Annotated in this window: 12 protein-coding genes and 1 tRNA gene; 11 read left to right on the forward strand and 2 right to left on the reverse strand. The window is 52.7% G+C overall.

Annotated features, from left to right (window positions below; genetic code table 11):
• Positions 1 to 102 precede the first annotated feature (102 nt).
• The 10 genes from OEV49_14040 (at position 103) to OEV49_14085 (ending at position 21,851) form a co-directional block, all read left to right on the forward strand.
• The gene (locus OEV49_14040) at positions 103 to 1,047 is read left to right on the forward strand and encodes an HD domain-containing protein (GenBank protein ID MDH3892195.1); all 945 of its coding nucleotides are present in this window, start codon (positions 103 to 105) and stop codon (positions 1,045 to 1,047) included.
• Between the two features lie 91 nt (positions 1,048 to 1,138).
• Positions 1,139 to 1,783 carry an ATP-binding cassette domain-containing protein gene (locus tag OEV49_14045; GenBank protein MDH3892196.1) on the forward strand — a complete coding sequence of 215 codons (645 nt, stop codon included), beginning with the start codon at positions 1,139 to 1,141 and terminating at the stop codon, positions 1,781 to 1,783.
• A complete protein-coding gene (gene fetB / locus OEV49_14050) occupies positions 1,783 to 2,541 on the forward strand; it encodes an iron export ABC transporter permease subunit FetB (GenBank protein MDH3892197.1) in 759 nt (252 codons plus the stop codon). Before OEV49_14045 ends, fetB begins: the two co-directional genes overlap by 1 nt.
• Positions 2,542 to 2,652: 111 nt before the next feature.
• Positions 2,653 to 2,738: transfer RNA gene (locus tag OEV49_14055), tRNA-Ser, on the forward strand.
• A gap of 647 nt (positions 2,739 to 3,385) precedes the next feature.
• Complete coding sequence (locus OEV49_14060) at positions 3,386 to 8,686, forward strand: RHS repeat-associated core domain-containing protein (protein ID MDH3892198.1); 5,301 nt, start codon at positions 3,386 to 3,388, stop codon at positions 8,684 to 8,686.
• A 585-nt stretch (positions 8,687 to 9,271) separates the two neighbouring features.
• Positions 9,272 to 14,374 (forward strand): DUF6531 domain-containing protein, encoded by a 5,103-nt coding sequence (locus OEV49_14065; protein ID MDH3892199.1) that lies wholly within the window; start codon positions 9,272 to 9,274, stop codon positions 14,372 to 14,374.
• Between the two features lie 437 nt (positions 14,375 to 14,811).
• Complete coding sequence (locus OEV49_14070) at positions 14,812 to 20,112, forward strand: RHS repeat-associated core domain-containing protein (GenBank protein ID MDH3892200.1); 5,301 nt, start codon at positions 14,812 to 14,814, stop codon at positions 20,110 to 20,112.
• Positions 20,113 to 20,144: 32 nt separating this feature from the next.
• Positions 20,145 to 20,555, forward strand: coding sequence for a hypothetical protein (locus tag OEV49_14075; protein MDH3892201.1), 411 nt, complete (start codon positions 20,145 to 20,147; stop codon positions 20,553 to 20,555).
• A 21-nt stretch (positions 20,556 to 20,576) separates the two neighbouring features.
• Positions 20,577 to 21,110: a tetratricopeptide repeat protein gene (locus OEV49_14080; protein ID MDH3892202.1), complete on the forward strand. Its 534-nt coding sequence runs from the start codon at positions 20,577 to 20,579 to the stop codon at positions 21,108 to 21,110.
• Positions 21,111 to 21,311: 201 nt separating this feature from the next.
• Positions 21,312 to 21,851, forward strand: coding sequence for an inorganic diphosphatase (locus OEV49_14085; protein MDH3892203.1), 540 nt, complete (start codon positions 21,312 to 21,314; stop codon positions 21,849 to 21,851).
• A 64-nt stretch (positions 21,852 to 21,915) separates the two neighbouring features.
• Here the strand turns inward: OEV49_14085 and OEV49_14090 are convergent, their stop codons facing one another.
• Complete coding sequence (locus OEV49_14090; GenBank protein MDH3892204.1) at positions 21,916 to 24,237, reverse strand: alkaline phosphatase D family protein; 2,322 nt, start codon at positions 24,235 to 24,237, stop codon at positions 21,916 to 21,918.
• Positions 24,238 to 24,359: 122 nt separating this feature from the next.
• Between OEV49_14090 and OEV49_14095 the strand changes: the two genes are divergently transcribed.
• Positions 24,360 to 25,124: a carbon-nitrogen hydrolase family protein gene (locus OEV49_14095; protein MDH3892205.1), complete on the forward strand. Its 765-nt coding sequence runs from the start codon at positions 24,360 to 24,362 to the stop codon at positions 25,122 to 25,124.
• A 233-nt stretch (positions 25,125 to 25,357) separates the two neighbouring features.
• Here the strand turns inward: OEV49_14095 and OEV49_14100 are convergent, their stop codons facing one another.
• Positions 25,358 to 25,966 carry a hypothetical protein gene (locus tag OEV49_14100; GenBank protein MDH3892206.1) on the reverse strand — a complete coding sequence of 203 codons (609 nt, stop codon included), beginning with the start codon at positions 25,964 to 25,966 and terminating at the stop codon, positions 25,358 to 25,360.
• Positions 25,967 to 26,281 lie beyond the last annotated feature (315 nt).

The raw sequence follows: 26,281 nt of genomic DNA on the forward strand, positions 1-26,281 counted from the left end.
CGGGCCGACTTCAGATTCTGGCCCGTCGAGCCCGGCGGCTTTTCCTGTGAGTACAAATAAGAATCGTTTGGACTCGTTGGAGGGATACTGTTTATTGAGATTGTGAGCAGCAAACCGATTACAGAGATGGCCGTCAACGACACGGTGACAGGGTTCTTTGCCGTCCGCAAGAAAGCGGTGCGGGAGTCTGTCCGGGGCGACTTCGTGTCGTTGGAATTGGGCGACCATTCAGGACGTGTCAATGCCGTTTGCTGGGACCCGGATCAGTTTTGTCTGATCGAACTCGAAGCAGGGATGGTGATAAAAGCAAAAGGGGTTGTCGGCGAGTACCGGGACAAGAAGCAGCTCGTATTGTCGCGAATACGCCTGGCCAAAGATGGTGAGTTTCAATTGGAGACCATCCTGCCTCATTCATCGAAGCCGTTGGAAGAACGTCGCGCCCGCATTCTGTCGTTGGCCGAACGCATCGAAAACAGCTATCTCAAAGCACTGGCCGACTCGTTTCTTCATGACGAGAAGTTCCTTGAGAGTTTTATGACATCCCCCGCCGGGAAACTATGGCACCATGCTTTCATTGGTGGCTTGAGTGAACATTCGGCCAATGTTGCTCAGATGGCGATGGAGTTGGGATCGCACTATGGCTTTCTTGACAAGGACCTCCTGCTGTTCGGTGGGCTTTTCCATGATGCCGGCAAGATGGCAAGCTACGCCACCGGCACAATGATCGACTACACCGATGACGGCCGACTGATCGGGCATATCGTTTTGATGGATCAATGGCTATGCGAACGGGCCAAACGCATTGAAGGATTCCCCGACCAACTGCTCACAAAAGTGCGACACATTCTGCTCTCGCACCAGGGGGAGTTCGACACACCGGTGCAGCCGATGGTACCGGAGGCGTTCATCGTTTACTATTGCGACGAAATCGACAGCAAGATGGGTGCCATTGAACGCATACGTTCACGGCACAACGGCGTCGGCTGGTCCGGCTTTGTCAACCTGTTGAGCAGGTATCTTTACTTCGGCGAGAAATCTGAGGAGTGAAGTCCTGGATACCTCTCCCCCAATCCTGAGAACCAAGCACCTCTCGCGCGAAGTGGCTGATGCTCGTGGCAAGTGGCGGGTGGTGGAAGATGTGTCGTTCGCGTTCGAGGCCGGAAGACTCTACTCGATAATCGGTCCATCCGGATCGGGTAAGACATCGCTCTTAAGATTGCTGAATCGTCTGGACGAAGCCAGCGGCGGCAGTGTGGTTTTTGAGGGACGCAATATCCACGAGTGGGAACCCTGGACGTTGCGCCGACAGATCGGTTTCTTGTTTCAAACACCTCATCTTTTTGCGGGCACGGTTGGGGATAGCATTCGGTTTGCCGACGAGCAAATGAGCCCGGAACAGGTCAAGCTGTGCGCCGACCGGGTGCGTTTGCGGCATGATCTGATTGACGCCCCTGTCGACAATCTCTCTCTGGGTGAGCAGCAGCGGGTTGCGCTGGCTCGATTGCTGGCGACCGAACCCAAGGTTGCACTGCTTGACGAACCGACCTCGGCTCTGGACCCGGCCAACACGGAGGCGATTGAGAGACTAATCAGCCACCTCGTATCCGAGCATGGGATCACCGTCATCATGGTCAGCCACTCCCCCCAACAGGTAATGCGTCTGGGCGGCCAGGCGCTCCTGATGACCGAGGGACGCCTGGTGGAACATGGTCCGGCCGGCGATTTGATCAGCAACCCGCAGACCGAGGCGGGCCGACGATATGTGAACGGAGAATTTGCCTGATGGTAACCGGACCCAAAGAAGTCGGCCTGGCGGTGATCATGGTGCTCATAGCCATCGCCGTGGGTCGCTACTGGAAACTCCCGGTATTGAAAGATATGGTTTGGGGGTCGCTACGTGCCTTCGTGCAATTGGTCGCGGTCGGCTATGCAATCAAGTTTATATTCGGCATGGAATCCGTGTGGCTGATGTCGCTCGCTCTTTTGGTCATGACCGTGATCGGCGCGCACGCCGCGGCTGGTCGGGTACAGGGGGTGAAAGGTGCATTTGCAATTAATCTGGTCTCAATTCTTTCCGGTTCCGTAATCACCTTGGCGACAATGTTGATATTCGATATAATCAGGCTGGAGGCGCGTTATGTAATCCCGCTGTCGGGGATGATTATAGGTAATTCTATGAACGCCTCCGCACTGACTATGGACCGGCTGGCCTCGGACATGAGGTCCAACAGATTAGCGGTGGAAACGGCCCTGGCGCTGGGTCGACGTTGGCGTGAAGCATCCCATAAGTACCAGCGGGATGCCGCCCGCACCGGAATGGTGGCAATCCTGAACTTCCTCAAGACGGTCGGGATTGTAGCTCTGCCCGGAGCCATGACCGGGATGATACTGGCCGGCGCCGATCCGGTGGAGGCAGTGTTGCTCCAGGTGATCGTTGCTTACATGCTGCTGGCCGCGACGACTATTACATCGATCATGGCAGTCGAATTGACCGTCCGGACTTTCTTTACCAGATTTCATCAACTGAAGTTGACTCCGTAGCGTTTTACGGCCGGAATAGCGTGCCGTCATATTAACCTTGTCTTTTACCGGAATTGGTGTAAATTGGGCGCTGATCTGACCGAGCAATTCGGTGGGGTCTGAGTCTGCACCGGAGAGGTGGCCGAGTGGTCGAAGGCGCACGCCTGGAAAGTGTGTATAGGTAACCCCTATCCAGGGTTCGAATCCCTGCCTCTCCGCTTATTCTGAGATTCCAACCCTTTGGCCAGTAGGTCAAAGGGTCTGTGGTATGTAGGATACAGAGTTGTGCCGCTACTCTCGTGTCCGTAGCCCCGGCTGAGGGCGGTGATGTTTCAAGGCTGCGGCCTCTGCCTCTCCCCTCTTTGGCCTTAGCGTGTATTATCCGACTAATGTCTTAACGGCGGGGCGACCGTCTCAGCCCGAGTTCTTACCCGAATTCTTAGGTGAGGTCTGTGACGAAGGGTACAGCTATCGCATGATACATGGATGCATCAAAGACACCGGCCACACGCTTTAGAGAACAATCCAGCAAAAAACAGTTGACAACATCGTCACTGCCAGAGGATGGCGGTGAGCGACAGAAAAGCGGAGAATGCGGGTAAAATGGCCCATTTGACGACGTTTAGTGCTTGACAGACTCTCAACGGGATCGTATGCTATTGTGTGCTTATCAAAATAAACTCCCCGGGAGGAGGTCCAATTTGATTCTTACCAAGACCTAGCTTGATGCAATCTGTATGTTGCCGGAGATGGTGGACACTCTTTGCCTAAATCGTAAAGAACCACGACGGCGTTTCTATGGAAGGACCATACCGGTTCATCGACACTCCGGCATCAGTAATGACAAACACATGTGGAGGACAACATGCGCGCATTACACATTGTAATTCTGGTGGTGGTGGGCTTGATCGCAGTGGGGGCTGGCTTTGCTGAAGAATATGTGGGCAGAATCGGCGACGTAGTCAGCTACCGCACAGGAGCTCTCATTCTCACGGAAACAGACGTCACTCTTCCCGGACGCCGTGGATTGGGAGTTGAAATCACCCGACACTACAACTCCCAAAACTATTCCGACTCTATCGTTGCCGGGGCCGGTACCGCTGTTCGATATGAAGAATACGGTACATACCACGATTATCTGGGCCAGGGATGGCACATTGAGTATCCGTGCCTGTGGGAAAACGATACTTTGGGCTACACCAAAGCAATCAGATACCGGGACGGTTCCACTGAAATCCTGTTGGTCAACACCGACACGCTCACCGATACGAATTGGCCGCTCAGAACTCGGGCGGGAGCCTTGGCCACCGACAACTTCCCTGACACGGTCAATAATGATGAATTACTGCTGACCGACGGCACAAAATGGGTTTTCGCTCTGAGAGTCGACGACCGGAGACTCTTGACCAACATTGTTAACAGGTTTGGGGACACCACCCACGTTTCGTACTTTAGCGGTACGGATTGGATTGAAAAAGTGACAAGTCCCATCGGGCTGGAAGTACTCTTTCAATACGGTGCCGAGGACACTTTGTATGTTGGTGCTCCGCCGGCTGACACGGTTCGCCTGTGTCGTCTCAAATACCTGAACCACGACAGTAATTATGTGGAAGTCAAATATGATTACGATTGGAGCGAACAGGGTGGTCTTCTCACAAAAGTGGTTCATCCCAACGGCGACACCACAGTGTATGGATACAGCCACTCAGTAAAGTACCAGGATGTTGCCGATTATTGGGACACCAGCGGGGCGTGGGCGGATACCATTGACTACGATAACGACAATAGCTACAGCGCCGACGACCTGTACTTCCTGAAGCAGATCGATGATGCGGCCGGCGCCACAGTCCAATACACTTACCGGTGTTTTACCGTGCCGATAATAAACAGCGGTGATACAGCATACGTGGACTCATGTGGATATCAGGGGCGCATCGGTGTCAACAGGAGGATAGCCGATAACGACACGGTGTTCATCAGGTATGAGATGAGCTACCCAGGCCTTCACACCGAAGATGGCAATTCGACGCCTGTCACAAGGGTCACGACTGTCGATCTGCCGGGCGGCGGAAAAGAAGAGTACTGGTATTTTTCGGAGAAGGAAGATGATCCGGGTGGCGTGGACGCCGTTTTCGGTCCGATGTATGAAGCCGGCTACCATCCTGGCGCCTTGTTCCAAAGACATGCTATATATGACGGCGATACCACTTGCACGGGTTACGGCTATGCGCAAGAGGAGATCGGCGAGATCGTGAGCAAGCTGGGAGAGGATACCGCGAAGGTAATGGCGGTAGATGAGGTTTGGGCACACCGTGGCGTCGATTATTGGTGGCCCCAATATGGATGGGATGGGGATTCCACCAATTGTTTCCAGAAAACCTCATCAAAGGACTGGTGGTCGACATATAGCGCCTTAGACTGGAAAGCAGCAGGCTTACTGTACTATAGCGTTGCAGGCGAAAGAGAGACTGATACGGTGTCCGTCCTCGGTGCCGGCGACTACGCGAGTTCGGACTGGATTCCGTCGCCGTTTCCCACCGATGACGTTTCCTTCAGGGTAGACAGTGTCACCAGCTATCGCTACATTCCATCGCTCAACATCGCCGTTATCGATGAAGTGTGGGATTTCCAGCAGAACGACACCATGCCCTTCGCCACCACAAACAACTACACCTATGACTCCGCCAATAGTTATGTGATGGAGAAAGCTGTCACCACGCTTGACCCCGACTACTCGACCGACACTCTTGTAAATAGAACCACCGAATTCCTGTACGATGATTCTCTCATGTTGGGCGGTACGATCACCCCCTACGGTGACACCACATACTATGAGTGGGACCCGACATACTATGCATTCTTGTGGAAACGAGTCGATTCCAGCCTTGGAACGCTGGTGACAAATGAATACTACATCAATGGCCTGATGAAGCGCTCCATAGGACTCAATAGTGACACCACCGAGATATACTACGACAGTATTGATCGAGCCGTGGGCTGTCGCTTACCCCTGGAGACTGATACCTCGGCCATAAAGACATTCGACAGCGACAGTAACAAAGTAACCCTGGCGGTAAAAATCGACTCCGGGCTTACTTCCATGACCCGAGTCTACCAGGACAACTACTATCGTCCGATCATGACTGCCTTGGAAGTGAATGACAGCACCGACATCATTGACTCTATAGTTTATAACGATCTCGGTCTGATCGAAAAGACACACCGACCCAGGTACGCCGATAGCGGTACTTTCTACTGGACGCAATACTACTACGACCAGAGTTTACAGAAGGTCAAGACGCTGGCTGTGGACGGTACCTCCGACACTTCCGAGGTGATCGATGTCTACACCGGCAAGTACACCGACTTCAGGGGGAACGTAACTATACGTGTGAAGGACATTCTCGGTCTCACGCTTATCGACACGCTTATCACACTCGATTCCTCCGACACGCTGGTTACGACTTACGGTTATGATAAACACAACAAGATCATAGCCAACACCGGTCGAAACGGCATGACTCGCTACCTCATCCGCGACGACTGGGGTCGTGTGAGGAAGATTCTGGACTCCACCGACGTCGGTACCTTTGAGACCTGGCGTGACAGTCTGGGCAATCTCAGGCTCGCTCGCCACAATACTGATACACTTTACAATTACTTCAAGTATGACAGCGATAAACGGCTGCTCGAAGAGGGTACGGTGTACAACGCCGATACTTCGCAGATCGATACCCAGACCTACCCCAGTTCCGGGAACACGATTTCACTGTCGAATCGCTATGATACGTATTCAGACGGTGACATCTTCGCCGACACTGCCGGTGGTCTTGGGTGTAGATTAGGGCGATTGACCGAACAGAGGTGCTACCAGTATGGGGTCATGGTAGGATATGACTACCTTTACTACGATGCTCGTGGTCGGATCGGGCTGAAGACAACATGGGTTACCGGCATGACCGACCCACTGAAGCTAAGGTATGAGTATTACGCCAACAACGCCCTGAAGAAAGTGATCTATCCTGACACTACTGAGACCGAATACAGCCTCAGCCAGAGCGGTCGTATCAAAGGGATTTCAGGTGTGATCGGCATCGATTCAATCGAGTACGAACCGTGGGGGCCGGTTAAGAAAGCCGATTTCGTCAACAGCCTGACCACCAGGAATGAGTTTGACAGCCTGAGTCGAATTACCAAGACACTCAATTATTCCACGTACATGAACCTGTTCAGCAGAGAATACCAGTATACCGACCAATACTTGACCAGCGAATACGACCTCGACAGTGACGGTGATACCACCAATCTGGGAGAGGTCAGAGCGTTCGCCTACGATACTCTCGGACGACTGGTGTCGGCTTTCATGGAGGACCCCAACGAGTCGGCTGATACCGGCACAATTACCTACGATTACGACATTAGCAACAATCTCAACACACGGTACTTCTCCGATGACGATACTCTGACGTACACTCGATTTGACGGACGCAATTGCGACAGCCTAATCGAATTCTCGTCCGATTCTACCTGGGACTTTAGCCGAAACGACCTGGGGCAGTTGACTACCATCGAGAAGACCTCAAGCGGTCCCCTGTGGGATGAGAGAATCAATTATGCTTATGACCATCGCGGGCTGGTGACATCGTTCGAGTACGAGCCCCGTATCCTGCAATTCGGCGACGCTCCCGATAGTGTCGTCAATCTGTACAACGGCGCCGGTCAGAAAGTCAAACAGACTCACATATACAGGTGGTTTGATGTAGAAGTCGAACCCAGAGGTGGGTGGGTACGAGTGGCCTCGGACCATTACTACATCTGGTCCGGCAGCCGGGTTGTTCTGGAGCTTGAGAATTCCGACAGTGTCACTTATGTCAACGTATATGGGCTGGGTCAACGTCTGATGCAAAAGAACCTTGACGATGCCAGCGCCGACAGCACGAACCACTATGTTGCTGACTATCACGGATCAATACGTTCATTTGTCGACTCCCGAGGTATGCCGGGTGATAGAATGATTGAGTACTATCCATACGGCGAGCTATACTCACAAGGTGGATTAGGTCATACTACGAATTGGTTCATCGGCAAGGAGAAAGACCAAACCGAGGAACTTGACTTTGGACCGAGATACTATGGTCGCAATATCGGACGATTCCTGGCGCCTGATCCTATTCTGGCCGGCCCTTCGCCATACAGTTATGCCGAAGGTAATCCGGTCATGATGTCCGATCCATCAGGGTTGGCCCCTACTTGGGGGAACATGAATACGTCCCCATTCTTGCTGAAGGTCGCGGTAGCGGCGGCTCAGGCGGAGTTCTCCTCGTTTGAGCGTCGACGACAGGCAGCAATCTATGTACACAGACGTATCGGGTTCGACGGAGGGTCTCTGCCCGTTTCAGACGATATAGGATTCGACCAGGGGTCTTATCCCTTTGGAGACGACGACATGGGATTAGACCAGGGGTCTTATCCGTTTGGAGACGAGATAGGAATGGACCAGGGGTCTTATCCCTTCGGAGACGATATAGGATTAGACCAGGGTTCTTATCCGTTTGGAGACGAGATAGGAATGGACCAGGGGTCTTATCCTTTCGGAGACGACATAGGATTCGACCAGGGGTCATTGCCAGTTACAGACGGTATAATAGGAGGATTGGACCAGGGGTCATTGCCCGTGACAGACGGTATAATAGGAGGCTTGGACCAGGGGTCTTTGCCCGTGACAGACGGTATTATAGGAGGCTTGGACCAGGGGTCTTTGCCCGTTTCTGACGGTATAATAGGAGGCTTGGACCAGGGGTCTTTGCCCGTGACAGACGGTATAATAGGAGGCTTGGACCAGGGGTCTTTGCCCGTCTCAGACGGTATAATAGGAGGAATGGACCAGGGGTCTTATCCCTTTGGAGACGACATAGGATTCGACCAGGGGTCTTTGCCGGTTACAGACGGTATAATAGGAGGCTTGGACCAGGGGTCTTTGCCCATCTCAGACGAGTTTTTCCGGTCGTTACGCGCCGGCTCATCAGGCATACCGCGGCTATCACGCAGGTATGGTCGTGCAGGCCGTTGGTACGGTACCCGAAGAGGGTCGCACAGCTTAATCGTACCGAGAGGTGGCCTATCCTACGGCCGCTCAATCGTCAATGCTATTAGGTTGATGCGATGACGTGAGGTTTAGCACAGGTATCGGCGTCAGAATCTACTGCGCTTCTGGTGCCCCCTGAAATCTGATGCGATGTCGACTGCTTTGATATCTGTTTAATAGACCACGGACCTGGTAATTCGGGTCCGTGGCTTTTCCGCGGGCACTGCACTTGGGATAATATCCTGTAAAAAACGATAATTCGGCCCAGTTAGCTATGTTTAGTGCTTGACAAAGGCCTCTCGACCTAGTATGCTATTGCGTGTTGGTTGGAACATACCCTCGGGAGGAGGTCCAGTCTGATTCTTTACAAAACTTAGCTTGATACAATCTGTGTACTGATCTAAACATGCCCTCGGGAGGAGGTCCAGTCTGATCCTTAACAAAACTTAGCTTGATGCAATCTGTGTACTGATCGAAATATGCCCTCGGGAGGAGGTCCAATTTGATTCTTACGAAAACCTAGCTTGATGCTATCCGTGTGTTGCCGGAGATGGTGGACAATCTTTGCCTGAAGAGCAAAGAACCACCGCAGCGTTTCTATGGAAGGACCATACCGGTTCATCGCCGCTCCGGCTTTAGTAATGACAAACATCTGTGGAGGACAACATGCGCGCATTACACATTTTGATTCTGGTGGTGGTGGGCCTGATCGCCGTGGGGGTCGGTTTTGCCGAAGAGTATGTGGGCAGAATTGGCGACCTTGTCAACTACCGTTCAGGAGCACTCACCCTCATGGAGACAGACGTCACCCTACCCGGGCGCCGTGGGCTGGGGGTCGAGATCACTCGATACTATAGTTCCCAAAACTATTCCGACTCTATCGTTGCCGGCGCCAGTACGGCTATTCGATATGAAGAATATGGTTCTACCCACGACTATTTGGGCCAGGGATGGCACATCGAATATCCGTATATGTGGGAGATGGATGCCTTTGGCTACAGAAAAGCACTCAGATACGAAGATGGTCGGGTAGAAGTCCTACTGGTCAACACCGACCCAGTCACCAAAACCAATTGGCCCCTCAAAACTCGGGCCGGAGCCTTGGCCACAGACAACTTCCGTGACATGTACGATGATGATGAAATACTACTTACCGATGGCACAAAGTGGGTTTTCGCTCTGAGGCTCAACTCCAAGAGGCTCTTGACCAACATTGTCAACAAGTACGGGGACACCACCCACGTTTCCTACTTTTCCGGCAGAACCTGGATCGAAAAGGTGACGAGTCCTATCGGCCTGGAGGTACTGTTCCAGTACGGCTGCGAAGATTCCTTGTATCCCGGTGTTCCGCCGGGTGACACAGCCCGCTTGTGTCGCCTCAAATATCTGAATCATGACAGCAACTATGTGGAAGTCCAGTATGATTACGATTGGAGTGAGCAGGACGGTCTTCTCACCAAGGTGATTCATCCCAACGGCGATTCCACATTGTATGGATACACCGATACCGTATACTACCAGGATGTGGCAGATTATTGGGATACCAGCGGGTCATGGGCGGACACTATTGACTACAACAATGACAACACATACACCGCCGACGATCTATACTTCCTGAATGAGATCACTGATGCCGCCGGCGCCCAGGTCAATTTCACTTATCGATGTTTTGCCGTGCCAATCGTAGAGAGTGGTGATAGCCCTGACTTAGACAGTTGTGCATACCAGGGACGCATCGGTGTCACCAGAAGAATGGCCGACAACGACACGGTGTTCATCAGGTATGAACTGAGCTACCCCGGTCTTCACACCGAATATGATAATTCCACGCCGATCACCAGAGTCACAACTGTTGACCTGCCCGGCGGCGGAAAAGAAGAGTACTGGTATTTTTCGGATAAGGAAGATGTGCCTGGCGGGAGTGATGAGTTTTTCGGCATCACTTACGGGGCGGGCTACCACCCGGGCAATCTTTTTCAGAAACACGCCATATATGACGGCGATACCGTTTGCACTGGTTTCGGCTACAGACAAGGTGCGATCGGCGAGTTCGTGAGCGAGTCCGGTTCGGACACAGTGACAATTAAGGCGGTAGATGAGGTCTGGACACACCGCGGCGTTCGTTACTGGTGGCCCCAATATGGATGGGAGGCGGATTCCACGAATTGTTTCGTGGCTACCTCATCAAAGGACTGGTGGTCGACATATAGCGCCTTAGACCTGGACGTGGTAGGCTTGCCGTTCTATAACGTAGAAGCCGAGAGAGAGAGTGATTCGCTGTCGACTTATGGAGCAGGCGGCTACGCGAGCTCTGGTTGGATTCCATCGCCGTTTCCCACCGATGACGTTTCCTTCACTGTAGATAGCGCCACCGACTACAGCTACATTTCAGCTCATAATATTGCTCTCGTCGAAGAAGTATGGGATTTCCAGCAGAATGACACCATGCCGGAGGCCAAGTTTGTAAACTACGAGTATGACGCTAGTAATAAGTATGTGTTGGAGAAAGCTGTCACGAAGCTTGACGACGATTACCACAGCGACTCTCTGAAGAGAACTACTTCGTACTTGTACAACGGCTCTCTCATGTTGAGCGGCACGATAAACCCCAGCGGTGACACCACCTGCTATCAGTGGGACCCAACGTACAACGCATTCTTGTGGAAGAAAGTCGACTCTACGCTCGGAACGCTTGTTACAAATGAGTACTACATCAATGGGCAGATGAAGCGTTCCATAGGACTCAACAATGACACTACCGAAATATACTACGACAGTGTCGACCGAGTCGTGGCCTGTCGGTTACCCCTGGAAACTGATACATCGGCCATAAAGACCTTCTACAGCGACAGTAACATGGTTACCATGGCGGTGAAAATCGACACCGGACTCACCTCCATGACCCGAATCTACCAGGATAAATACTATCGCACAGTCAAAACGGCGCTGGAAGTAGATGCCAGTACCGACATAGTTGACTCCATAGTTTATAACGCAACCGGTCAGGTGGAAAAAACACACCGATCCAAGTATGCCGACAGTGGTACTACCTACTGGACGCAATACTACTACGACCAGAGCCTGCAGAGAGTTAAGACGCTGGCCGTGGACGGCACCACCGACACTTCCGAAGTGATTGACGTGTACACGAGTAAGTACACCGACTTCAGAGGCAACGTGACCATAAATGTTAAGGACATCCTCGGTAACAAACTTGTGGACACGCTTATCACGCTCGATTCCTCTGACACGCTGGTTACGACTTACAATTATGACAAACACAACAACATCATATCCACTACCAATCCAAGCGGCAATACCCGCTACTATGAGTATGACGACTGGGGTCGACCGAAGAAGATACTGGATTCGGTGGACGTCGGGTCCACGGAAGTGTGGCGCGACAGCTTGGGCAATCTCAGGCTCTTACGGCACAACAGTGAAGCAACCTACACCTACTTCAAGTATGACAGCGATAAGCGCGTAATTGAAGAAGGGACGGTGCAATCCGCCGACACTACACAAATCGATACTCAGACCTACCCCAGTTCCGGGAACACGGTTTCGCTGACGAATCGATATGATTCCTATTCCTCCTCTGCCATCGCCTCCGACACAGCCGGTGGTCTTGGTTGCAGCAAGGACCGGTTGACCGAACAAAGGTGTTTCCAGGGTGGCGACACCGTGGGGGTTGACTTTATCTACTATGATGCTCGCGGTCGGGTCGGGTTGAAGACAACCTGGATTCACGGTATGACCGACTCCCTGAAGCTCAAGTATGAGTATTACGCCAACAACGCCCTGAAGAAAGTGACCTATCCCGACAATACCGAGACCGAATACAGCCTCAGCCAGAGCGGTCGTATCAAGGGAATTTCAGGCGTGATCGGCATCGATTCATTGGAGTACGAACCCTGGGGGATTGCCAAGAACATCGACTTCGTGAACGGTCTGGCTATCAGGAATGAGTATGACAGCCTGAGTCGAGTAACCAAGACGCTCAATTATTCCTCGTACATGAACCTGTTCAGCAGAGAATACCAGTATACCGACCAATACTTGACAAGCGAATACGATCTCGACAGTGACGGTGATACCACAAATCTGGGAGAGGTCAGAGCGTTCGCCTTCGACACTCTTGGTCGCTTGGTATCGGTTTTCATGGAAGACCCCAATGAATCCGCCGATACCGGTACTCTTACCTATGATTACGACATAAGCAACAATCTCAACACTCGATACTTCTCTGATGACGACACACTGACCTATACTCGTTTCGACGGTCGCAATTGCGACAGCTTGGTTGGTTTCTCCTCGGATTCAACCTGGGAATTCACCCGAAATGACCAAGGGCAGTTGACCAGAATCGAGAAGACCTCAGCCGGCCCCCTCTGGGATGACAGGATCAATTACGCTTATGACCATCGCGGACTGTTGACCTCGGTCGAATTCTATCCTCGTGTCCAACAATTCGGCGACAAACCTGATAGTGTCCAAAACCTATACAACGGCGCCGGACAAAAGGTCAAGCAGACCCATATATACAGGTACTTTGATTCAGAAGTCGGTCCGCGAGGTTCGTGGGTGCGAATAGCATCTGACCAATACTACATTTGGTCCGGCAGCCGGGTCGCCCTGGGCCTTAACAACCCGGACAGTGTTAGTTACATTAACGTCTATGGCCTGGGTCAACGTCTGCTGCGCAAAGACCTCGACGACGCCAGCGCCGACAGCACCTGCCACTACGTCAATGACTTTCAGAACTCGGTACGATCCTATGTCGACTCCCGAGGTCTGCCGGGCGATAGAATGATCGAATACTATCCCTACGGCGGGGTCTACTCACAAGGTGGCTTGGGCTATACCAAGCATTGGTTCATCGGCAAGGAGAAAGACAAGACTTTAGAGCTTGACTTCGGTCCGAGATACTACAATCGATCTGTCGGGCGGTTCCTGGCCCCTGATCCGATTATGGCAGGCCCCTCACCATATAGTTACTCCGAGGGCAATCCGATCATGATGTCCGACCCAACGGGGATGGCCCCCGAGGCGGGGTACCCGAATGCGTCTGATTTTCCGCTGGAGTGCGCAGCCGAGGCGGCACGCGCGGAGTTCGCAGCTTCGGAGCGATTCAAGTGCTGCGAGATGTACACTGACGAGCGGGCCAAGTGGATTATGGACCATATCTGTGAACCTCGCAGGCGGCTTCTCGAATCGCTTGAGGAATCGAAATGGGTCACGATCGATGGGCCACCCTTGTGGATGACTCTCTTCACGCCCCCTGGGCGTATCCGCATCAGGGTGCCAAGTAAGCCGAGATCGCTGTTCGGATGGTACGAACCCAATTTCGATTGGTTGGACATCTTCGATGGCGGCTGGAAGAACTGTCGACATTTAAGCACGGAATGGACTACCGGAGTAGTGGATGGCGGTTCACCTTCGGAGTACGATGGATTCAACGGGGGGCTTACCGCGCCGATTGACATTCCGCCGGTCCCACGCAAGTACAGGCTTTCAAGTACTTGGGATGCGCTGACCAATAGGGTCCTAAACGAAGTACTGAATAACCCGGAAGCACTCTTGGGCGATCCTGATCTCAGCCAACCGGGACTGGCGGCTGAGTCGTTCCTCAATCAATACAACACATCGATGCGGAGTAGTTACTACCTACACTACGGTACCGGCGATGGGTTGCACAGCTTGATCGCACCGGGAGGGGGCCGATCCTACGGTTACTCTATCGTCGATGCCATAGGGCTACTACGATGACGAAGGACCTCGCACAAGTCTCAGCACCAGATGCTACTAAGCATCTGGTGCCCTGCGATCTGATGCGATGTCGACCGCTTTGAGAAACATACAGAAAGCCACGGACCTGGTGATTCGGGTCCGTGGCTCATCCGCGGACACTGGACACCAGTCAGTATTGTGTAACCGCCGATAACCCGGCCCAGTTAGCGACGTATGGTGATTGACAAACACTCGTCGCGTTCATAAAACACCGCGTGTTGATCGAAACATACCCTCGGGAGGAGGTCCACCTTGATACTTACCAAAACCTAGCTTGCCGCAGTCCGTGTGTTGCCGGAGTGCGTGGACGATCTTTGCCAAGGAGGTAAAGAACCACGACAGCGTTTCTATGGAAGGACCATACCGGTTCATCGACGCTCCGGTATTAGTAATGTCAAACATCTGTGGAGGACAACATGAGAGTGAAACACATTATCACAGGCCTACTGATCATTGTCGCGATTCTCGCGGTCCACGGCAGTGTCATTGCCGAAGGATTCATAGGTCCTATCGGGGACCGCATCGATTATTCTTCCGGCGCGTTAACATTAAGCGAAACCGACGTCACGATTCCCGGTAGGCGTGGCTTGGACGTAAATATCGTCCGCTCTTACACAACTGCGAACTATTTGCCGGACGTTGATATTATCGACAACCCTGATACTCACTGCGTGTATCAGCGACCATTCGACTCTTCGTCAAACAAATACATGGGGCTCGGTTGGCATATCGAGTTCCCTTATCTGACATACAATGACAGCGCGACCACCTTAACAAATCAGAATGGAAGTTCTGAGGCATTACTGGTGAATCTGGATACGTTGACCAACATGACCTATCCGCGGAAGACTCGCGATCTGTCGATCCTCACCAATTATACATACCCCAGTGCGACGACCGAGGTGATGCTGTGCCCCGATGGTACCAAGCTGGAGTTTGGAAAGAAACTGGGCCACAGGAAACTCATGACCAAGATGTACAATCGCTATGGTGACTATATAGAAGTGACCTATTGGACCAATGAGTACATCAAATATGTCACAAGTCCGATCGGCCTCAAAGTACATTTTCAGTATTGCGATGAGGATTCGGTCTATTCTCTCACTTCATCGCCTACGGACGATGTTCGTCTCAGCAGCCTGCTTTGGTTGAATCACGAGGGAGACACGCTTAGGGTGAGCTATGAGTATAACTGGAGTAAGGCTGGGCTGCTGCATAAAGTCATACATGCCAATGGTGATAGCACCATGTATGACTACACTACCGACGTCTTCTATAACGACGTGGCCGACTATTGGGACACGGCAGCCACCTGGGCTGATACCCTCAGTTACGATGACACCCTGCACTATCACTCCAACCAACTCCATTACATGGGAAAGATCACCGATCCTGGCGGCGCTCAGGCCGAATACCGGTATAGGGCGTTTATGATCCCGACCTATAGCGGATGTGATCATAACACATTCGATGACCCTGTCGATGAATTCAAGAACTATATCGGTGTCAATCGAAGGATTGCCGATGGCGACACGCTGCTGATCAAATACGAATTAAGCTATCCCGGATTGGAAGTCATTGAGCCCGAGATGGAGTTCGCAGGGATGGTCAGCCGGGTGACGACTGTCTTGCACCCATCCGGTGGAGAGCAGGAGTTTTGGTACTTCCTGGACAAGGAGTGCGGATATGTGCTCAATGAGAACTTAATGCCGTGGGTCTTCTCTGCCGGCTACTATCCCGGCATGCTGTATCAGAAGCATTCCATCTTTGATGGGGATACCGTGTGTACCGGTTATAGTTATGGCAATTCGCTCGGCAGCGGTATCGTCACGATCGGAGACGTGATTGACTCAACTGGAGCCACTGGGTATTATAAGGCCCCGGCTACCTTCCTGATTCACGTGGGCGTAGCTTATTATCATCCGGACCTGCACTTCGACTCCTTATCGTTCACGGCGACCTCGTCCAAAGAGTGGCGTTCGACTATTCTGGAAAAGGATATGGATGCCGCCGGGATTGTGACTCGGAAGATCGAAAGTGAAAGGCTTTCCCAGTGGGTAGCTACTGATACTTCATATACGAACAAGAACGGCCTGTATGATGCTACCGGTTGGATTCCATCACCCTACCCCAGCGATACCTTGTGGTTTACGATGGACAGTGTTACTGCCTACACATATGTGCCATCGAGGAACCTCACTTTAGCCGATACAGTTTGGAGTCTGTTCCAAAACGACTCTCTGGTTTACGCCACGTACACCGCCTACTATTATAATTCCAGCAATAACTATGTAGTTGACTCGGTGGTGGCCACCCTTGATCCCGATTACTCCGATGACACCCTCTCCCGTCGAAAGACCACCTACGAATACTACTCTAGTAACGGCATGGTGAAGTGTGAGACAGACTATCGAGGAGACAAGACCTGGTGGGAGTATGACACCCTTTACAATGCCTTTACCTGGAAGGAAACGGACTCGGCCCTGGGAGATCTTGTCACTTACGACTACTATCCCAACGGTCAGATGAAAACGGAAACCGGGCTGAATGGTGCGGTAACGGAATACTATTACGACAGCCTGGGGCGTGACCTGGGTATCAAAATGCCTCTGGAAGATGCCGACGACACCACGATCATCAACATCTACGCTTCCGGGAACGTATCAGGTAATTCGGCAAAAATAGATGACAGCACTCGCATCGTTACCAAATCGGTACACGATACCCACTTCAGAAAGGTCAAGACGATTCTGGAAGTAGATGCGACCGCGACAATCGTGGATTCTATCGTCATGAATGAAGCCGGATTGATCGCAAAACAAAGTCGGGCCAAGTATGCAGATTCCGGCAGCACTTATTGGACCGAGTACTATTACGACCAGAGTACGCGAAAGGTCAAGACGGTCCTGGCCGACGGCTCGAAAGATTCGGTCAGGTATGTTGATGAATTCACGACTTTGTATGACAGTCGTCGTGGCCAGCGGTCGATTAGCGTTATCGACTTAGCCGGCAACAAACTATGTGATTCCATTTTTGAAGTCGGCGACACAACCAGTCTCATGGGCGTTATTACCTATTCCTATGACAAGCTGGGCAATGTGATTGCAGTCACTGACCTTGAAGGTATAACCCGCCAATGGGAATACGATGACTGGGGTCGAATCAAGAAAGTGACGGATGCCGATATCGGTACGATTGAGTGCTGGTACGATGAGTGGAGTGATCTGCGATTGGTCCGACACAACACCGAGACCGACTACACTTATTTCATCTACGACACTATCTCACACAGATTATTGGAGTCAGGCACCGTTTCAAGCCCGAGCACCGATTCACTCGTCAACCGCACCTACCCTTCATCCGGTACTACCGTGGCCGTAATGAATCGCTACGACTCATATTCTACAGCCTCAATAGCCACAGATACGGCCGGCGGACTCGGCAATTGTTTGGGCCAACTGACCGAACAGATATCATTTCAGGGCGGAAGTGCAGTCGACTCCACCTTCTTCTACTATGACGCCAGAGGGCGCATCGGTCAGCAGACCACCTGGATCACCGGGCTTCCCGATCGTCAAAAGCTCAAGTTTGAGTACTTTGCCAACGACGGTCTCAAGAAGATCACTTATCCCGATAACTCCACCAACGAGTATGAATACTTCCAGACTGGTCGACTGAGCGGCATCACAGGTATCATTGGTGAGGACTCGGTCGAGTACGAGGCTTGGGGCGCCGTTCGAGAGGCCAAGTTTGTAAACAGCGTGGTAACCACGAATTCGTATGACAGCCTCAGTCGCCTGATAAAGACCATCAACCGTTCTGCCTATATGAAGCTGTTTTGTCGCGAATATGGTTATGACAATCACTTCATAGACAAAGAGTACGACCTGGATTCGTCCGGAACCAGAACGGCGCTGGGTGAAATCAGGACTTACGGCTATGACTCTCTCAGTCGACTTGTCTCGGCGTTCATGGAAGACCCCAACGAGTCGGCCGACACGATCACCATGGCCTATGATTACGACCTCAATGGTAATCTAAACACTCGATGGACTTCCGATGACGATTCACTGATGTACACTCGTTTCAACGGCAGCAATTGCGACAGTGTCATTGACTTTTCCGCCGATTCAACCTGGGACTTCACCCGAAATGACCGAGGGCTGTTGACCAGAATCGAGAAGACCTCAGCCGGCCCCCTCTGGGATGACCGAGTCAATTATGCTTATGATCATCGCGGTCTGGTGACATCAGTAGAATTCGAGCCCCGTGTCATGCAATTCGGTGACAAACCGGACACTGTTCTCAATCAGTACAACGCCGCCAGTCAGAAGGTCAAACAGACCCATATATACAGATACTTTGACTCAGAAGTCGGTCCTCGAGGTTCGTGGGTACGGATTGAATCGGACCGATACTATGTCTGGGTCGGCGATAATGTCATCCTGGAGTATGACAACACCGACAGTCTGGCCAACATCAACGTGTATGGTTTGGGTCAACGTCTGCAGCGAAAGGACCTCAACGATGTCAGCGCCGACAGTACCTGCCACTACATCAATGACTATCAGGGCTCGGTGCGTTCTTTTGTCGACTCCCGAGGTATCCCGGGCGACAGAATGATCGACTACTATCCCTACGGCGAGTTATACTCACAGGGTGGTTTGGGTCATACACCGCACTGGTTCATCGGCAAAGAGAAAGACAAGACTGAGGAGCTTGACTTTGGACCGAGGTACTACAATCGTGCGGTCGGACGATTCATGGCGCCTGACCCAGCTCTGGCCGGCCCGTCACCATATAGTTATGCCGATGGTAATCCAGTAATGGGGTCCGATCCATCCGGGTTGATAACTGTAAACCACATGACGCCGGAACAGATTCGAGCCGCGATAGATGCCTGTGTTGCGAACGACAGGGCCGACGCCCAGGCCTATGCCAATTTTGCTGCCGAGTCAAGCGTCAAAGGGGAATGGGCCGGCTATTACCACCCAAATACGCACCAACTAACTGGCATTATTGCTCCTCCAGGTCCCCAGGAGATCGGCTTTTTGGTTGCTGGCACCAGTCAGTCGGAAGCCATCAGAGGGACAAAGTGGCTACAAGATCAGAGACGCCTAATGAGAGGTTTGCCAGCTATTAACACGGAGTGGTATAGCGACCACGTGCAGACAAGGACCGGCCGCTGGCAGATTGGAGGTCTGCGCGGGGGATACACCAGGACAACGCTCCAAGTTGGGCAGTATACTCTCTCGTCGGTCAACTACACGGTTACCTCTTACACTCCGTCAGTTTCCAGGATGCTGGCCAGCGCGGATCCTTTCCCTGCCTATCAGGCCATGGGCGACCTGGCAAAGGTTGAAAAGGCAGGGAAATTGATGACGGGAGGAATCATTGGCAATCTCGTCGGGCTAGCCGCTGAACTTATCGCCGGGGGATTGGATCAACGTTCGCCTGAGTATAAGTGGCTTATGAGAATCGCGGCAGTTGGTCACGCAACGGACGCGATATTCCTTACCTCCAGGGGAATCACCTTGATTACCGCTGGATTAGGCACAACCCACACTGGAATCGGTCCCGTGGTAGGTTTGGGTGTCGGGATTCCCTTGACCTTGTTGGGACTCTTCGAGGGATACCAAGCCTGGGATTGCTGGCAAAGGAGCATCGAGTACCCTGAGGACTTTATTGGACCGATACCGCCGGATCGGTATAGATGAGGATAATAATACGAGCTCATGGAAGTGATTAGATGCCGAATCCACTTACTAAAAGAGAGATAGTTGTCATCTGTGCCGTCGGTGCGGTCGGTATCCTTCTGACACTGCTCAGCCACTTCCTGAACTGGCCGGTGGCTTTGCAGTTGCTCTTTCCGGCCGCCATGCTGCCGGGTGTCCATTGGATAATGCGCCGGTTGGGTCTGACGGGCCAGAGTCCGGCCAAGTCTCAGCCTGACGGCATCGACTTGCCCACCGAAGCAGTCAAAAAGCGCAGGGCATTAGGTGCGCTGCTCACCGGCTTACAGGTGCTGGGAATGGTGGCGATCTTCGCCATTTGTTCGACAGTCTTTCAATGTAATGGGATCACAGTTGCTGGTTCGTGCGTAGTTGTGGTCGCGGCACTTCAGGTGCTAAAGATTTACGTGAAGCAAGGGCGGCTGTAGATCGGTGCGCAACGGATAACCATGAACTTTACAGAAGCAGCATGTGAGAAATTGGAGCGGTATCTTGTTAGCGGTGATGCCAAGCGAGCCGAGGTTCTCGGCAAGAAGCTGAAGACAGCAGCCGGCGATAGCCATTGGAATCTGGCTCGCCTCAGCACTGCCTACTATGAGGCCCGCAAGTACAAGATGGCTCTAAGAATCGTGGAAAGAGCGCGGAAGCTCGATCCTCGATGCCCTTATGTGCTTTGGAGCTATGCGGGGACACTGAGTATGATCGAGCGTGAGCAAGAGGCCATTGATGTTTACCAAGGTCTCTTGCGAAGAGGTACTCAGAACATAGCGTTCGGCGAGTGTGGCGAGGGGGCACGCTGGGCCGAGTCGTTGCTGAACGACTGTCGGTACAGGATTGCCGATTGCTACTACTTGCAAAGTAAGAAGAGTCTGGCGGCAAGGTGGCTGAAGACGCACCTGGATCACCGAAGACCCGGGTTGCGCAGTCTTTACAGTCTGAAAGATGTGAAAGAACTGCAAGCCGAATTGACTGCCAAAAAGTAAGGAACTTGATGTCTTCCGGCGATCCCGAATCATCCTCGGGGTCGCCGGACATTCTTGGCCGAAGGCTCCTGGAAAGAGCCTGCACGGTCGTCGTCCAGTCCACGCTTCCGGGTTCCATTTTGGTCCGGGGTAGTCCATAATTCAGGTTGCTCATCGATCGGGATTTGTCTATTATCAGAGAAATGTCTAACAGGAGGCCAGATGTCAAACCCGTGGCACGATGTGGACCCCGGTGATAAAGTCGGAGAACTCTTCAAGAGTATTATCGAAATCCCCAAAGGATGCAAGAACAAGTACGAGCTGGACAAAGAGACCGGCCTGCTGATAGCTGATCGCGTGTTGTACAGTTCGGTACATTATCCGGCCAACTACGGCTTTATCCCCCGGACCTATTGCGATGACGGCGACCCGCTGGATGTTCTGGTGCTCTGTCAGGAACCGATCACGCCGCTTTGTATTGTCGCCTGCAAACCTATCGGGATGATTACGATGAGCGACGAAAAAGGGGGCGATGACAAGATTATCGCTGTGCACGCCTACGACCCCGCCTACAACGAATACAACGACATCTCTGCCCTGCCTGCGCACGTCGCCGAGGAGTTGAAACGGTTCTTTCAGGATTACAAGATTCTCGAGGAGAAGGAAGTTATCATCGATAACTTGCGCGGCCGCATCGATGCGATCAATTGTATCAACGACGCCATAGCGCTATACCAAAAGACGTTCGGCGGGAAAGCATAGACCGACGCCAGTCGCGATCAAAGCGACCGGTTGGCGCTGGAGAAGTTGCCCACTACCCTCTCCCCTATTTGAAGATCAACTCGATCAGGGCCACCAGGTCTTCGATGGCTACTACTGTGCTGTCGTCAAGGTCAGCCAGATGCATGTTCGACGGAGGCGGACCAGACTGGAACATGAACGAAATCATCAAGATCAGATCACTGATGTCGACCTGCCCGTCCTGGTTGAGATCACCCCTAACATGACCGATCAACGTGACCTTTCCCTTGATCGAAAACTCCGCGCCATCCACAAACTGTCCGGATACAGAGTAATCGTGGGAGACAGTATCATAGATTGGTGCATAATATTGCAGCAGGATCGGCGCCCGGAACGACAGCTCCATAACGGCGCCATCGAAGGCCGGATGCGATGGCATGATCGACCAATCCGACGGAGCGAATGAATCGTTGATAATCAGCGAACTCGGATCGATCTGCTCAGCCGTGTAATCACTGCCGAAGTTTCCAATGGTAATCTGTGCCCTTTCGGGATCGAGCGCCGTCTGCCAAAAGGCGTACATTGGATCGGGCGTGATCTCAGCCTTGGCCAGATCGACCGGATAGGCAAACCGGTAGCCGACGATTTCCTGGTTTAGATAGTTGCGTCCGCTCCACTCTACCCTGATGGTGTCACCCTGATCGAGAACTGTCATCAGGCCAAACTGGCCTATCCCCGGATACGCACCGTGGCTGTATGGCCCTCCCTTGACGCCCGGCGTGCGATGCAGCGAAGCGGCGTGAAACACCGGAAAGGCCGCCCCCCCACCGGTAGCGTAGTCTGAGTTACTGCCGTCGTCGATAGCCAGCATGTGAGCGTCACCTGAGACCATGCATAGGTTGGTGATGGCGTTTTCCTTGATGAAATTCGCCAACTCCGTTCGTTCGTGCGTGTAAACATACCAGCCGTCATCGCCGGTAAGCCCTATCCAGGGTAGCGTATTGACCCACACGATCAGAGCATGATCTGCTTTTGCGTTCAGCAGTTCCTGTTTGAACCATGCCTTCTGCGAAACACCCAACATCGTTTTTTCGCTGTCGTCAAAGGACCGCCAGGGGCTTCGGGCCGAACGGGAGTCGCAAACGATGAACCGCACCCGTCCCACACTGAATGCGTGGTAGATAGCCACGTCACCGTTTCCTTCGACCAGCGGGTAATGCGGTACGTACTCCTGATAGGTCATCCGCGAGGCCCAACGTCCGGGTGCGGTCGAATCGGAATTGTTCGGACCATAATCGTGATCATCCCACACGTAGACAATGGGCACCTGGCGGTAAAGGGCCGATTGCGTCAACGAGGCCAGCACTTCGTCGTAGGTCTGCCGGAAGACATCGCGATTGTTCACAGCGATGTTTTCATAGTGCATGTCACCCATGTGCAAGAAAAATAGCGGATCGAGAGATCGGATCGTCTCAAAAACGGTGTGACTGCTACCGGTCCAGGCACAAGAGCCCAGCGCAATACTATACGAAGTTATATTCTCAGGTAGGGTCCTTAATCTGCCAATGGAGTCAGACATGATCGAACCGTTGATCTCAATAGCATAGTAATATTGCCGGTCGGCGGTGAGACCATCGACCGAGAGAGAAACCACGTTGTTGTTTTCGCTGTGCTCGGCAGTATCGGGTTGCGAGTACAGCGGCGCCGACAGGTTAGGATTGGTACCGGCCACCAACCGAGCGACAGCGCCCGACGTTGTCAGCCTGGCTTTGACCAGCGCCGATTGCGAGGTGACAGCCCCCGACCACATGAAGATAACGCCGGGGCTAACCACCGACAACTCAGCATCCCACACCAGATCGCTGGAAGAGCCGTTACGCTGGTGCAGTTCGACCGCAACAGTGTTTGGACCTGCAACCAAGAGGCCGACATAGGCGGAGATGTCGATTGATTCGTAGATACCACCCTCGTGCGACGAGGCAAGAGTGGAGTGGGTCAAGGTGCCTGACGGTAGAGAACGCCGAGCAACTTCCTGACCATTTAAGTAGATAGCAAAGCCGTCATCATAATTGGCGCCGAGCAGCAGACCGGAGACTGTCGACGGGTCCACCGTGAGCTCAAACGTGTGACGGAAACAACTGGTGACGTGCTTGTCTGACGGGTCGGACCCATAGGGAAGAACAGTTGTGATGTATCCCTCACCATAGCCAAGTACACCCGGACCGGCAGGCCAGGCGGTGTCATCATACGACGGTTGGTACCAATCGCCTGGCGGATACGCGCTGCCGACATAGTAACTCCAGACCGCGTTGCGGGGTATTAGCTCCGATGCGGCGGCGGAAGCCACCACAACCTGGGCCATGGACAGCAACAGAAATATTAAGACGGTTACAGAAGTTCTTCTCATATACATAAATTGTAAGAGGCCGGTACCTGTACGTTCAAATATACTAAAACAGTCCTTTTTTGCAACAGGAACCGACTTATTGTACTGGACGCGGCAGACGGAACACTGTTTCTTCAGACCAGATGAAGTCGCGTCCACGAAAAATCGTTTTAGCCGCAGCGCAGTCGAATTCGCTGGCCGGGGGGATCGACTCCAATGTTCGGACCCACACAAAATTCGTGCAAGCCGCAATCGAATTTGATTGTGACCTGATACTCTTCCCCGAACTGTCGCTGACCGGATACGAGAAGGAACTGGCGGGTGAGCTGGCTATGACTCCAGACGACGTCCGCCTATCCCCTCTCAGAGAGCAGGCCCAACGGTCGGCAATCACGATAGTGGCCGGCGCTCCCATTGCACATGCCGACGGCAAGCCATACGTTGGGGCGATTGTGTTCTATTCGGACAGGTCATTCGTGTACACCAAGCAGCACCTTCACCATAGTGAGGATGAGTTTTTCTCGGCGGGAGACTGCGCCGGCGTCGTTGACCTAAACGGTGAGTTTGCCGGACTGGCTATTTGTGCCGACATCGCAAACCCGGCCCATGCCGATGAAGCCGCCGCCCTTGGTGCTTCAATCTATGCCGCCTCGGTTTTTGTCACGCCGGAAGGCTACCCAGCCGATGCCGCCCTGTTGCGACAATATGCAGCGCAGCATCAGATGGCTGTCATACTGTCCAACTTCGCCGGTCCGACGGGCGGCTTATCGTCGGCGGGCAAGAGCGCATTATGGGATGAAACCGGACACTTAGTAGTGGCGGCTCCTGAGTCGGGTGAGTACCTGGTCGTCGCGGAACGAACCGATGCGGGCTGGAACGGTAGGGTGCATGAGCTGCCGCTTTCGTAGATCGAAACCGCAGTGGTTTGGACAAGTGATCCCACAACACTGGGATTGTTGACAAAGGTCTGCTTCGCGCGTGGTGTTGGGCGACCTCGCCCGACACCTGTAGTCCAATCCAATCTCTGTCAGGCGAGTAGCCTGATAGCACCGACACCGCGACGCACGTCACCTGGCGGCTTCAGGGATTCATCAACAAGCTCAAAGCTGTCGTCCAACTGATGACTGAACGCCGCTAGCCTTTAGTAGGCGAGAAAGCTCAGCATCAATGACAGATTCCAAAAGCTCTCTTTTTCCCCCGAGCCCAGGAGAGAGGCGCGAGAGTATAGGCCTATGCACTCAACGTTAACATATTGGGTAAACTCGTAACCTGCTACTCCATGAAACGCTGCGCCGCCGGAGAGACCAAAGGTGCCCATGTTTGAATTCCGCATGATTGACATACCAACGCCGCCACCCAAAAACAGTGATTTTGAATTCTGCGACAGATAGTAACGAATCCCAGCCGAAGGGATTAGAACAAGCTGGATATCGCCTCGCTGGAGTAGCCCATCACGACGACCAAAGAATATCGGCCCCCAGAACTGAAGGCCCGTATAGTAGACCATGTATTTCTCGGAGAACCCATGACCGATGACGAGGTTCGTTTGCAGCCCGAACTCATCTAAATCGTCAAGGTCCTCATAGTCGGCCTTCGCAAAACCTGGCCCAGCTCCGAATCCGAGGACGAAACCGTTACGCTCTCTATCAAAGGCACTGCACGGTTGCGCTGAGGCAAGTACAATTCCCACTGTCACCAAAACTGCTGCTACTGCATACGCTATGCTGGATACCCTGCGAGTAAGATTCATCCTTCACCTCCGAATAAAGAAGTTTCTCGAATATAGGGACCTGAATAGTCCATTGTCAAGTTCGCCGTCAAAGCGGTTTCCCAGCCGACACCGAAAGCGACACAGCCAAGCTGTGTCATTCACCCTTCGACTCCGCTCAGGGTGAGGACGGGGAGCTCTGGGTGAGGTGGGTTGTGCTACAAAGTAGAGAAGATGGATTCCCTGATTTCACAAACGAAGTGCAACATCTGTATAAGGTGTTGTTATGGGAAAAAAATACAATCAACTCAATCTTGAAGAACGGTGTGAAATATCCAGACTTCATACCGCGGGCTG

It is taken from the genome of Candidatus Zixiibacteriota bacterium (assembly GCA_029860345.1).
Classification (GTDB): domain Bacteria; phylum Zixibacteria; class MSB-5A5; order GN15; family FEB-12; genus JAJRTA01.